Below are 13,499 nucleotides of genomic sequence, written 5' to 3'. Positions count from 1 at the left end.
TCAGGAAAGTAGACCGAAATTATCCTTTTATCCGAAACTTTTCCACGTTTCATTCGTATTAGATATAGAAAATAAATAAAACATCATGGGAGAGAGAACAATTGAAAAAATGGATGAAGAAATCAATTGCTTTAGTAGCGTCAGCTTCACTAATGGTTCCTGCTGCTTCTGCCTATGCTACAGCACCAGAAAAAACAGCACAGCACACAGAAGTAGAGAAAAGTCTTATAGCTAGCAATAAGGAAAAAGCATTAAAGTATGTAAAAAATGATAAGGAATGGATTAGTAAAGATACCATTATCGTCAAGCATACAGGTCTTGCTAAGAACGCACATAAAAACATTGGCTCCAAAGTAATACGATCTATTCCATCACTAGGATATGATGTAATCCAACTGAAAAAGGGAATTTCTTTAGAAAAAGCAGTTTCTTATTATGCAAAGCAAGACGGCGTTAAAAGTGTATCCCCAAGCTACGTTTATCATTCCTTCGCTAACGGAGCAGATCCAAAGAAAAAAGATATGTATCATTTAAACTTACTTCAAATGGATAAGGCACTAGAGTTAGCAGGTAATCATGAAGTAAAAGTAGCGGTTATTGATTCTGGTGTGGATTTTAAACACCCTGATTTAAAATCTCAAGTACTTCCACCGTATAATGCCGCAGCACCAGCCAATACCACTTATAATGGTGACCACGGAACACATGTAGCGGGCATTATTGGCGCTGCAAAAGATAATAATGTAGGAGGACATGGGATTAATCCAAATGCTAAGCTTCTTCCAATTGATGTATTCAACGGAGAAGAAGGTGCCAATGATTTCGTCATTGCACAAGGTATTCTTTACGCCATTGAACAGGGCGCTGATGTTATTAACATGAGTCTTGGTGGTTATGGAGAATCTCCATTAATGAAAGACGCTGTTAAGCAAGCGATAGATAAAGGAATTACGATTGTAGCAGCAGCAGGAAACGAATCGACAGATGAATATTCTTTCCCTGCTTCTTACGAAGGTGTCATTAGCGTAGGTTCTACAAATGATATCAACAAACTATCAAGCTATTCAAACTATGGTCCATCGGTTGACGTGGTAGCACCAGGTGAGGAAATATACAGTACCGTTCACGACGAGAAAAAGGGATCATCCTTTGTCAAATTTAGTGGGACATCAATGGCGGCTCCCGTTGTAGCAGGTGTTGCCTCCCTACTAAAATCAAAACATCCAAATTTAAAGCCTCATGAAGTAGAAGCTATTCTTGAAATGACTGCAAATAATCTAGGCGAGAAAGGCTATGATCTTACATATGGACATGGTCTTATCAACCCGCTGAAAGCATTACAGTTTAATGTCAATAATCTTCCGAAAGAGTATTCAGAAACAACGGAAGAACGTATTAAAAACGCCAAAGTTCTTGCAAAGAATACATTGAATTCAGAAAAAGGTGAATTCAAACAACCAAACGAAAAAAAATGGTACAAGGTTGATTTAGATGCAAATGAATATGCTCAACTGACATTAAAGGGTGCAAACAAATACGATTATGCACTTGAATTGTATTTCTACCCTACAGATAGCAAAGAGGAAGTCGACCCAATCCATGTCAATGATGTGCGTGTAGGAAAGCAAGAGGGATACCTATACAAAGCAGATCAAAAAGGAACACTGCTTGTTGGGGTTAAAGATTATAATGGCAGCTATAACTTAAATGGTGAGTCGAATTATGTATTCACTGCTCAAACAACGAAGGATTTACCAGTCGATTCATTAGAGATGGACAAAAAGGAGAACATTCAACAGTTCCCATTCAGTACAAAAGGGAAAAACTATACCCTCCTTTCTAAAGATCAACAAAGCGACCAAGATTATTTCACATTTTCAGTAAAAGAACCAACAACGCTGCGATTTGATTTGTCTGGTATTCCAGGTGTTACAGCCTCTATGGAACTTTATCTAAAGGAAGAATTAGATGCTGTACCAGCAGAAAACGTTAATGATGAGGAAATGTATGAGGCCTATCCAATTCAAACAAGCTATAGCGCAGATAAAGGCGACGGTGTAAACCTTATTGTTGACGCTATTCCTGGGACAGAATATGTATTAAACGTATCCAATCAAGGCAGTAGTGCTTTTTCACTTGATATGTTCTTTAGCGGCGGCATTGAAAATGAAGAAACGATAAGTGAATCCATCATCCCTTATACATTAAAGGGTGAAGTCGTTACCCTTCCTGAAGATGAAGACGGGTTACCGTTAAATGAGGAAATGCCAGAAGGTAATGTAGAAAATGAGCTTTTACCTTTAACTCAATATCAAACAAAAAAAGACAATCAAATAAATAATTTATTCAATATGTTTATGGATCCTGGTGCTATGGGTAATCCGGAAGACATAGCTCTAATTATGGAGCAAGCCGTTCCTTTTGACATTGGTCAAGATAAAAAAGCTTACTTCCAAACAGAATTTGATGAAGATTACTTCTTATTAAAGCCAGAAGAAGATGCCGTATATGGTTTCCAAGTTAAAAAAGGCATGAATCAAATTCCAGCTGGAACTATTTTTGAATATGATGAGGAAACAAACGAATTATTAGCAGTTTCTTCATTAAGTAATGATATGGGGATACTAAGTTTACTTCTTGGCTCAACTAGTAATGCCAATGATGCAAAAGCAGTCGCATTGAAAAAGGACAAAACTTATGTTGTAAAGGTAATGAATCAAGGTGCTCGCTCGGCTGAACCATATACTCTTAAAACAAGTAAATTAGCAGCTATCCCATCAGATTATAAAAGTGATAATAACACAACAATAAATGCTCAAGCGGTGCAACCTGGTACAATCTATAAAGATCATATCATTTATCAAGATGATATTGATTACTACTACTATAAACAACGCGGTCAAGATGAAATCATGAGCCTTCTTGTTTCTTCTGTACCTATGACAAATGAACAGCTAAATCAATTACCTAAAGAGCTTCAAAATGCCTTTAAATTTTCAGGTTCTATAATTGAAGATACAAATGGCAACATGGAAATTGATCCAAAAGAATTGGAAACCGAAATTCAATTTGGACAAGGCAATAACATTTTTGAACTATTACTCGGTATTATTGGCACAACTGATGTTAATACCTCTTTTAAAGCGAAAAAGAATCATGGTTATTTTATTATTATTAACGGTATGAACCTTGAACAAGTATCGATTCATCCATATACTTTAAGCATGTATAAACACAATCAAGTCGATGAAGATAAGGATTCCGAATTAATCAATGGTGTACCAACAAAGCCATCTAAGCTTACGAAAAAAGATAACAAATGGGTTGCTTCGCAATATTTAAATGCCGGTGTTCCGTTTGGCGATAAAGACTACTTTGAATTAAATATTGATAGCAAACGCGATGTATTCTTCTCTCTACAAACAGAAAAAGCACTGGATGGTGTTATCCGTATTATTGATGCAAAAGGAAAAACAGTAGGAACTTTTGATCTTTACGGAACTGAAGATCCGGAAGTAGGTACAGTTGAATTAGACAAAGGAACTTACTATATTGAAGTAAGTGAATTAAACGGTAAAGCTAGTACTCAACCATATACACTTGAAGTACAATAGGGTATAAATCACCTAAACATAATCACTTCTGTTGTCTGATTTAGAACTAAAACAAAAGAGAAAAAGTGTTAGATTGACTGTAGTCAATCTAACACTTTTTTGCTATGCCGTTGTTGTCTGCAACGGCGGTGCTTTCCGCTACCAACAACTAGTGAACAGTTCTAATTTTTAAGTAGTTGCAAAAGCAAGAATAGCTAAATTCTCTATATAGTTTGGAGATTTTAATTACTTCGGTGCAATAACTTTTTTGCCGCCCATATAAGGAACTAATACCTCTGGAATAGCTACGCTTCCGTCGGCTTGCTGATAGTTTTCAAGGATGGCAGCCACTGTTCGACCAATAGCAAGACCTGAACCATTTAATGTGTGTACGTATTCTGGTTTAGCATTTGGCTCACGGCGGAAGCGGATATTGGCACGACGCGCTTGGAAATCCTCAAAGTTTGAGCAAGAAGAAATTTCACGGTACATATTTTGTGCTGGAATCCATACTTCTAAATCATATTTTTTGGCAGCAGTGAAGCCTAAATCAGCTGTACACATTTTTAATTTACGATAAGGTAAACCTAATAATTGTAATACTTTTTCAGCGTGACCTGTTAATAATTCTAGCTGTTCATAAGATTCCTCTGGTTTTACAAAACGGACTAATTCCACTTTATTAAATTGGTGCTGACGAATTAAGCCACGTGTATCGCGACCGGCAGAGCCCGCTTCTGAGCGGAAGCAAGCGCTATATGCTGCAAAGCCTTGTGGTAAAACTTCAATAGGTAGAATTTCATCACGATAGAAATTCGTCACAGGTACTTCCGCTGTTGGAATCATAAAGTAATCTGTATCATCTAGTTTAAATACATCTTCTTCAAACTTAGGAAGCTGACCTGTACCTGTTAAGCTATCTCGATTTACGATAACAGGTGGTAGCATTTCTTCATAGCCATGTTCTTCTGCATGTAAATCCATCATAAAGCTCATTAATGCACGTTCTAAACGAGCACCTAAACCACGATAGAATAAGAAACGACTGCCCGCTACTTTTGCTCCGCGTTCAAAATCTACAATTTGTAAATCTGTTGCGATATCCCAGTGAGCTTTAATATCAAAATCAAAAGTTGGTACTTCTCCCCACGTATATTCCACTACATTGTCGTCTTCCGTAGTACCGACTGGCACAGATTCATGCGGCACGTTTGGTAAACGCATCATCATATCTTTAAAACGGTCTTCTACTTCATTGAGTTGTGTATCTAGCTCTTTAATTTCATCGCCAACTTGACGCATACGTGCGATGACTTCATCAGCATTTTTTTTATTACGTTTCATAACAGAAATTTGTTCAGATACTTTATTTCGTTCAGCTTTCAGTTCTTCTGCTTTCGCGATTAATTCGCGACGTTTTGTATCTAAAGCTTCAAAATCATCTAAGTTTCCTAAATCTTCGTTGCGTGTTAATAGCATTTCTTTAATTTCCGCGAAGTTATCACGGACGCGTTTAATATCTAACATCCTTCATACCTCCAGTAGTAGATTCATAAATGATGGGAATTTATAGATAAGATAGAACACAAAAAAGCCCTCATCCCATGAAAGGGACGAGAGCTACCCGCGTTGCCACCCTAATTGACCAGACAGATTGCCTAGTCCACTTATCTCATAACGGCATTTCAGCCGGCGACAGCCTACTTCATTCACTTCGACTGCGCAACTCCAGGACGGATTCACAAGTGCTTTTATCAGCTTCCACCACCCGCTGACTCTCTAAAAAAAACGTGCTTGCTACTACTTCCCATCATCGTGTTCAATTATTTAAATTTTATCCATACTGTACTATATGAAACGACATTTTGCAAGTCACACCATAGTCGTCACAAAATATTTGGCAATGCGCAAATCTGTCGTTAGTTCAGGATGAAATGAACAGCCAAGTAAATGACCATCTCGCGCTAGCACAATTTTTCCGTCATGCTCCGCTAACACTTCAACACCTTCCCCAACTGACACAATATGCGGTGCGCGTATAAAGACAGCTGGTATTGCTTCGCCAATCGCTTGGATATTTAAATTCACTTCAAAGCTATCTACTTGACGTCCATATGAATTTCGAGCAACGACAACATCCATTACAGCTAAATGTGGATCATGGTCAACTACTTCTTTTGCCAATAATATCAATCCAGCACACGTGCCGAACATTGGTACGCCTTTTTGCACAAGTGAACGAATGGGTCCTATTAGTTCATAGCGATCAAGTAACTTGCGCATTGTTGTACTTTCTCCACCTGGTAATATAAGACCATCAAGCCCTTCTAATTGCTCCTTATGCTTGACTAAAACCGTTTGACAACCAAGTGCCTCTAACATTCGTACATGCTCTCTAACAGCACCCTGTAATGCTAATACACCGACTCTCTTCATATTACCAGCCTCGTTCTTGCATACGTTCACTTTGACTAAGTTGTGCAATATCAATACCTTTCATCGGCACACCCAGCTCTTTTGAAATTTCTGCAATCAATTTATAATCTTTATAATGCGTCGTTGCTTCTACAATGGCACGTGCAAATTTCTCAGGATTTTCCGATTTAAAAATACCAGAGCCCACAAATACTCCATCAGCACCTAACTCCATCATTAATGCTGCGTCTGCTGGTGTCGCAACACCACCTGCGGCAAAGTTTACAACTGGTAATCGACCAAGCTTTTTAATTTCTCGTAATAATTCAAATGGAGCACCCAGCAATTTTGCCTCAGTCATTAACTCATCCTCAGTCATCCCGACAACTTTTCGTACTTGGGCATTGACCTTACGAATATGGCGTACAGCCTCTACAATATTCCCTGTACCTGGCTCACCTTTCGTCCGTAGCATAGATGCCCCTTCACCGATACGACGAGCCGCTTCTCCTAAATCACGACAGCCGCATACAAATGGCACTGTATAGTCACTTTTCAATAAATGATATTCCTCATCCGCTGGTGTTAACACTTCACTCTCATCAATATAATCAACGCCCATTGCCTCTAACACGCGAGCTTCAACGATATGACCAATACGTGCTTTCGCCATAACAGGAATTGTGACAGCCGCCATAACCTCCTCTACAATACGAGGATCTGCCATGCGTGCCACTCCTCCTGCCTTTCGTATATCTGAAGGCACTCGCTCTAATGCCATCACAGCCACAGCACCCGCTGCTTCAGCAATTTTCGCCTGCTCCGCATTAATGACATCCATAATGACGCCACCCTTTTGCATTTCTGCCATCCCACGTTTTACTAATTCTGTTCCTGTTTGCTTCATTCTTTTCTACCTCCACCTTTGTGATGAAATTTAGTATAATAGAAATTGACCATATCAAAATATTCAGTTTATAAAATAATTATAAGGTCAGGTGAAAAATCGAACATGGATATGCTTTTATTTCAGCTTGAAAAAAACGGTGGAAAACCGCTATATGATCAGCTTTATAGCGGTATTAAAGAAGCGATTATTACAAAGAAAATTACGGTCGGAGAAAAATTACCTTCAAAGCGAAAATTGGCAGATTTTTTAAATATTTCTCAAACAACAATCGAAATTGCCTATGCCCAATTACTTGCAGAGGGTTATATAATATCAAAGTCTCGGGTCGGTTATTTTGTAGAGGATATTGATGAGCTCCCCTATATACAGCAAGACACATCTATGCTGCTAAAAGAGCAACCTCGGAAAAAAACATATGCCATTGATTTTAACCCTGGTTCCATAGATATTGATGCCTTCCCATTTCAAACATGGCGAAAATATGCAAAAGAACTTTTTGATGATACCTCCAAAGAATTATTATTGACTGGAGAACCTCAAGGAGAATTAGCGTTACGTACAGAGATTGCAAATTACTTATATCAATCGCGCGGCGTTATTTGCAGCCCAGAGCAAATTGTCATTGGTTCAGGTACAGAACAACTGCTCCCGATGATTTTGCGTCTTTTCAGCGAAGACACTTGCTTTGCACTCGAAAACCCTGGTTATCCGACCGTGCATCGGATGTTTTTACAACACAAACGACAGGTTTGTCCAATTGCAGTAGATGATGAAGGTATCCTTATTCATGAACTGGAAAAAACAGCTGCTAATGTTGTTTATATCACGCCGTCGCACCAATTCCCTACTGGTGCTGTCTTGTCTGCCACAAGGCGCGCACAAGCTTTAAATTGGGCGGCTCAAAGTCCATCACGATATATCATTGAAGATGATTATGATTCGGAATTTCGTTATACTGGAAAACCAATTCCCGCGCTACAAGCTTTAGATCGCAATGATAAAGTCATCTATATGAGTACATTTACCAAATCATTAATGCCTTCCTTGCGAGTCGCCTATTTTGTACTACCACCTAAGCTACTTACTACTTATAATGATGTCTTTAATTATTATTCATCAACAGTACCAAGGTTCGATCAGCACATTGTAGCTAATTTCATGAGAGACGGACATTTTTCAAAACATTTAAATCGTATGCGAAAAGTATATCGAAAAAAGCATGAGAAGCTCACGACGATATTAGAAAATTATTCTAATCAAATAAAAATCACTGGGGAGCAGGCAGGTATGCATATCTTGCTCAATGTGCAACATGAACTATCCGAGCAACAATTACAGCACAGTGCCAATGATGCAGGTATCGGTATCTATCCATTATCCGCTTATCGTCTTGATGAAAATACGGCCACACAAGCTCAATTTTTACTCGGCTTTGGCGGCATTCCTGTACACGAGATTGAATCTTCCATTGAGAAGTTAATGAATTGTTGGGCAATACAAACGAAACAACCATCTCCGTCACGATTCAAGTGACAAGATGGTTGTGCTTTTTTTAATTTTCTTTTAGTTGAATGTTATAATGCTTAAACCATGTATCAATTTGCCCCAAATAGGCTAACAGTTGTGGTCCTGCCATTAATTGTCCATACCAAGGTTCTTTAAATGAACTTCCTCCAGAGTCAATTAGCTCCACTAGTTTTTGTCGTTCAAAAAATTCATGAAGAACTGAATGTTTATCGTTCATAATTTCTGTTAACCATCGTTGAACACCTGCTGTATAAACTGGATGATAGGTTTTTGGATAAGGATTTTTTTTTCGATATAATACTTCCTCTGGTAATAAATGCGACATCGCCTTGCGAAGCAAACCTTTTTCCATACCGTCTAAATTTTTCATTTCCCAAGGAATATTCCATGCGTATTCCACAAGCCGATGATCTGCAAATGGCACGCGCACCTCAAGACTCGCGCCCATACTCATCCGATCTTTTCGTTCTAGCAATGTTTGCATAAACCATACCGTGTTTAAATAAAACATTTCACGATGTTGAGCTGCGTCTGTACTTTCCCCTTCTAAATAAGGTACTTCACCAATCGTTTGTTTATAAACATGCTGCGCGTAATTTTCAACAGCTAACTTTGTACGCCATTCCTCGCGTAACATAGCTGTTCTTTCGGGTAATGAACGAATCCAAGGGAAACCAGTCGCTCTTTCTTTGAACCATGGATAACCACCGAATATTTCATCGGCACATTCCCCTGATAAAGCAACCGTAAAATCTTTTTTTATTTCTCGGCAAAACCATAGTAAGGATGAGTCAACATCAGCCATACCAGGTGCATCTCTTACAAAGACAGCTTCTTTCAACAAGTCAATTAACTGTTGTTGGCTAATTTGCTCCGCATGATGTGTTGTATCAAACGAGTCTTTCATTTTTTGTATCCAATAGGTATCCGTTGAATTTTGAAAAGCATGCGGATTAAAGAAACGTTCATTGTCCTCATAGTCGATAGAGTACGTGTGGATTTTACCTTTCTTTTGTTGTTGAAAGCTGTTTGCCGCAATTCCAGTAATAATACTGGAATCAAGCCCTCCAGAAAGGAATGTACAAATCGGTACATCTGATACTAGCTGACGCTCAATAGCATCGGTTAGTAAATACCGTACATGGTCAATCGTTTCTTCTAATGATTCTTCATGTTTTTTACTTTGAAGTTGCCAGTATTGCCATATACGTAATCCTTCTTTTGAATACCGCATTGCGTATCCTGGTCGTAGCTCATGAATATTATGGAACAGCGACTTTCCGGGCGGTTTAGATGGTCCTACAGCCATGATTGTCGCAAGCCCTTCCCTATTAACAATTGGTTGGACTGCTGGATGTGCAAATAATGCCTTGACCTCCGAGGCAAATAGTAATCCTTCTTGTTGCTCAGTGTAATACAGAGGCTTTACACCTAGACGATCACGACACAGAAAGAGCGATGCCGTTTGTTCATCCCACACACCAAATGCAAAAATGCCATTTAGATAGTTCACACACTGTTCTTTCCACTCAATATACGCAGTTAATAATACTTCTGTATCTGACTGGGTTGTAAAGTCGTGTCCTCTTGTTTGCAGTTCTTTTCGCAATTCTTTGGTATTATACAGTTCGCCATTATATGTAATGACATATGTTACGCCATCATGTTTTTTCACCATTGGTTGCTTGCCACCTATTAAGTCAATGACCGCTAACCGTCGGTGGCCAAATGCGATATGTTCATTACACCAAATATTTTCATCATCTGGTCCCCGTTTACTTAATGTTTGCGCCATTAACTTCACAATGCTCTCGCTTGTTCGTAAATCTTTTTTAAAACTAGCCCACCCGGTAATTCCACACATTTAGCCACATCCTTTCGCCTATTAGCGTATGCACATTGACTGTAAAACGTGAAAAAAAGAACACGCTATGTTTTTTCAAACATAAACGTGTTCTTACTAGTTAGTTTTTAAAATAATCCACCAACAAAATCAGTAATGCCGCCCCATAAGTTTCCGAAGAAGTTACCGATACCTTGGAAGAATAGAGAAATACCGCTAGCACGTTCTACAGACGCTGTTGTCACGACATCAGATGTAAACTCCTTACCATCAATAAAGCCGTAATCTTTGCCTTCTGTGCGCTCTATAACGACCTTCCCTACTACTGTATCTTTCTTAACTTTAGCTTCAAGGCTTTTTTTATCTAAAACTAATTTAGGTTGATATAAATCCTTTTCAGAAGATTTCACCATAAATGAAATTGGTTCTTTCACAGCAATGGCTACTTTGTCTTCTTGCCCTTTAGTTACTTTCACGGTCTTTTGGTCTTTAAACTTATAGTTTGCTGGAATAATTTCATGTTTTGTAAATTGTGTGAAGCCATAATTAAATAACTTAGCCGTAGCATCAAAACGTGCTTTATAAGAGCCTTCTCCTTTTGCATCGACAGCTTTCATTACGACTGCGATTAAGCGTGTCCCATTGCGTTCTGCAGTACCAGTGAAGCAATGCCCTGCAAAGTTAGTAGTACCTGTTTTTAGGCCATCTACGCCTTCATATTGGAATACTAGACCTGGTAACATAAAGTTCCAGTTTGACATTTCAATCGCGTCATCTGTTCCTTCACGGAATATCTTTTTTGTTATTTTAGATGTCTCTAAAACCTTTGGATGATCTTTTAATAAATGATAGGCTAATTTTGCTACAGATTTAGCAGGCATTACATTCTCATCTTCTGGACCAGTACCTGATGGGTGCATACCAAATAAATCAGCATTGTTAAGACCTGAAGCATTTACAAACTTATAGCCTTCAAGGCCAAGCTCTTCTGCCTTTTTGTTCATTAGTTTTAAAAACTCAGTTTCAGTACCAGCAATTGTTTCTGCAATTGCCACTGTAGCTGCATTAGCAGAGTAGATAGCCATTGCTTCATATAGTTCACGAATTGTATATGATCCGTCTCTTCGTAACGGTACATTACTTAATGCACGGTTTTGAGACATACGATACGTATAATCCGTCACATGATATTCCTGATCCCATTTCACCGTACCTGCATCAATTGCGTCCAGTAGTAGGTACTCCGTCATCATCTTCGTCATACTAGCGATACCTAGTGAAGTATCTGCATTTTGTTCATATAAAATTTTTCCTGAATCTGCGTCTATTAAAATCGCAGCATCAACCGTCAGCCCTAAATCTGTTTCTGCATTTGCTTTTGCAGGAAGACCTGCAAATATACTAAATAATAGAACAGGAATTAGGAGCAAACGTAATACGGTGTTCGTTGTTTTTTTCACCTTTATTGCCCTCCAAAAAATAATCTTGTCCTCGACATTTTAACATAGATATCCTAGTAGGTGCGCAATCTATCTCATAAAAAATGCCCTCGTATCATCTTTGTAGACGATACGAGAGCATAAAAGTTGCTTGAAATATATTACATTGAATAGTTCGGTGATTCTTTTGTAATTTGAACATCATGCGGGTGTGATTCACGAAGACCTGCACCTGTCATACGGACAAACTGAGCGTTGTCACGTAAATATTCAAGGTTAGGAGCACCACAATAACCCATACCTGCTCGAATACCACCAATCAATTGATAAACTGTATCTGCTAGAGGACCTTTATAAGGAAGTCGACCTTCAATTCCCTCTGGTACTAGTTTTTTTGCATCTTCTTGGAAATAGCGATCTTTTGAACCTTTTTCCATTGCGCCAATAGATCCCATACCACGGTAAACTTTGAAGCGACGACCTTGGAAAATTTCAGTATCTCCTGGAGATTCAGAAGTACCTGCAAGAAGTGAGCCAAGCATTACGATATTACCGCCTGCTGCAAGAGCTTTTACGATGTCTCCAGAGTATTTAATACCACCATCGGCAATAATTGTTTTACCTAATTCACGCGCTACTGTAGCACAATCATAAATGGCTGTAATTTGAGGTACACCTACACCTGCAACAACTCGTGTTGTACAAATTGATCCTGGTCCAATACCAACCTTCACTACATCTGCACCAGCTTCAAATAATGCACGCGCTCCCTCTCCAGTTGCCACGTTACCAGCAATAATTTCTAATTCTGGGTATGCTTCGCGGATAGAGCGAATTGTTTGTAGTACACCCTCTGAGTGACCGTGAGCTGTATCGATTACTACGATATCCACCTGTGCTTCAACAAGCTTCTCAATGCGAATCATTGTATCTTTAGATACACCTACAGCTGCTCCTACTAATAAACGACCATGTACATCTTTTGCAGCATTCGGGAACTCAATTACTTTTTCGATATCCTTAATTGTAATTAAACCAGTTAACTTACCTTCTTCATCTACAATAGGAAGTTTTTCGATTTTATATTGTTGAAGAATCTTTTCCGCATCCTCTAAAGTCGTTCCAATAGGAGCCGTAATCAAATCTTCTTTTGTCATTACATCTTCAATTTTTAAAGAGTAGTCAGAAATAAAACGTAAATCACGATTTGTAATAATTCCTACTAGCTTTTGGTTTTCCATACTATCCACAATTGGTACACCTGAAATTCGGTATTTACCCATTAAATGTTCAGCATCAAAAACTTGGTGAGTCGGAGTTAAGAAGAATGGGTTTGTAATAACACCATTTTCAGAACGTTTTACTTTTTCAACTTGTTCCGCTTGCTCATCTATGCCCATATTTTTATGGATAATACCGATACCACCTTGACGTGCCATAGCAATAGCCATCTTAGATTCTGTAACTGTATCCATACCTGCACTGACCATTGGAATATTTAATTTAATCTTTGGTGTAAGTTGAACTGATAAATCAACATCTTTCGGTAGTACTTCTGAATGAGCTGGTACTAATAATACATCATCAAAAGTTAAACCTTCTTTGGCAAATTTAGATTCCCACATTTTCGTAACTTCCTCCTATAGTTAAAAGAATATTAATTGTAAGATTAACAACGTGTCATGCTACTGTCAAGAAACTTATAAAAGAAAGACAATTCAGATTTTTTAGTTTGTCCAAACTTATACCTAATTATTCATTTTTAAAACCAT

General features: G+C 38.4%; 8 protein-coding genes and 1 other annotated feature. Of the genes, 2 read left to right on the top strand and 6 right to left on the bottom strand.

The window, feature by feature from the left end; all coding sequences use genetic code 11:
- The first annotated feature begins 101 nt into the window (after positions 1-101).
- Positions 102-3,614, top strand: coding sequence for a S8 family peptidase (locus T479_RS00110; RefSeq protein WP_025218317.1), 3,513 nt, complete (start codon positions 102-104; stop codon positions 3,612-3,614).
- Between the two features lie 225 nt (positions 3,615-3,839).
- Here T479_RS00110 and serS read toward each other — a convergent pair whose 3' ends face one another.
- From serS to pdxS, 3 genes are all read right to left on the bottom strand, one after another.
- Positions 3,840-5,120, bottom strand: coding sequence for a serine--tRNA ligase (gene serS, locus T479_RS00105; protein ID WP_025218316.1), 1,281 nt, complete (start codon positions 5,118-5,120; stop codon positions 3,840-3,842).
- 79 nt (positions 5,121-5,199) lie between these two features.
- Positions 5,200-5,416: a binding site (T-box leader), on the bottom strand.
- Positions 5,417-5,465: 49 nt separating this feature from the next.
- The gene (gene pdxT / locus T479_RS00100; RefSeq protein ID WP_025218315.1) at positions 5,466-6,029 is read right to left on the bottom strand and encodes a pyridoxal 5'-phosphate synthase glutaminase subunit PdxT; all 564 of its coding nucleotides are present in this window, start codon (positions 6,027-6,029) and stop codon (positions 5,466-5,468) included.
- Between the two features lies 1 nt (position 6,030).
- Positions 6,031-6,915, bottom strand: a complete 885-nt coding sequence (gene pdxS / locus T479_RS00095) for a pyridoxal 5'-phosphate synthase lyase subunit PdxS (RefSeq protein WP_024362936.1) — start codon at positions 6,913-6,915, stop codon at positions 6,031-6,033.
- A 105-nt stretch (positions 6,916-7,020) separates the two neighbouring features.
- On the opposite strand from pdxS, the gene pdxR reads away from it, so the two are divergent.
- Positions 7,021-8,451: a MocR-like pyridoxine biosynthesis transcription factor PdxR gene (gene pdxR, locus T479_RS00090; RefSeq protein ID WP_025218314.1), complete on the top strand. Its 1,431-nt coding sequence runs from the start codon at positions 7,021-7,023 to the stop codon at positions 8,449-8,451.
- A gap of 19 nt (positions 8,452-8,470) precedes the next feature.
- On the opposite strand, the gene asnB is transcribed toward pdxR, so the two are convergent.
- The 3 genes from asnB to guaB form a co-directional block, all read right to left on the bottom strand.
- Complete coding sequence (asnB, locus tag T479_RS00085) at positions 8,471-10,309, bottom strand: asparagine synthase (glutamine-hydrolyzing) (protein WP_025218313.1); 1,839 nt, start codon at positions 10,307-10,309, stop codon at positions 8,471-8,473.
- Between the two features lie 107 nt (positions 10,310-10,416).
- Positions 10,417-11,748 (bottom strand): D-alanyl-D-alanine carboxypeptidase family protein, encoded by a 1,332-nt coding sequence (locus T479_RS00080; RefSeq protein WP_025218312.1) that lies wholly within the window; start codon positions 11,746-11,748, stop codon positions 10,417-10,419.
- Between the two features lie 140 nt (positions 11,749-11,888).
- Positions 11,889-13,352: an IMP dehydrogenase gene (gene guaB, locus T479_RS00075; RefSeq protein ID WP_025218311.1), complete on the bottom strand. Its 1,464-nt coding sequence runs from the start codon at positions 13,350-13,352 to the stop codon at positions 11,889-11,891.
- Positions 13,353-13,499 lie beyond the last annotated feature (147 nt).

Origin of the sequence: Lysinibacillus sphaericus, from assembly GCF_000600105.1 — a bacterium.
In the GTDB taxonomy this organism is placed as follows: domain Bacteria; phylum Bacillota; class Bacilli; order Bacillales_A; family Planococcaceae; genus Lysinibacillus; species Lysinibacillus sphaericus.
The sequence above is the reverse complement of the archived record's forward strand: the minus strand, read 5'-3'. Positions and strand labels throughout refer to the sequence as shown.

Coding starts and splice junctions, on each gene's coding strand:
- serS (WP_025218316.1), bottom strand. CDS start 5,120: ATGTTAGATATTAAACGCGTCCGTGATAACTTCGCGGAAATTAAAGAA.
- pdxT (WP_025218315.1), bottom strand. CDS start 6,029: ATGAAGAGAGTCGGTGTATTAGCATTACAGGGTGCTGTTAGAGAGCAT.
- pdxS (WP_024362936.1), bottom strand. CDS start 6,915: ATGAAGCAAACAGGAACAGAATTAGTAAAACGTGGGATGGCAGAAATG.
- pdxR (WP_025218314.1), top strand. CDS start 7,021: ATGGATATGCTTTTATTTCAGCTTGAAAAAAACGGTGGAAAACCGCTA.
- asnB (WP_025218313.1), bottom strand. CDS start 10,309: ATGTGTGGAATTACCGGGTGGGCTAGTTTTAAAAAAGATTTACGAACA.
- guaB (WP_025218311.1), bottom strand. CDS start 13,352: ATGTGGGAATCTAAATTTGCCAAAGAAGGTTTAACTTTTGATGATGTA.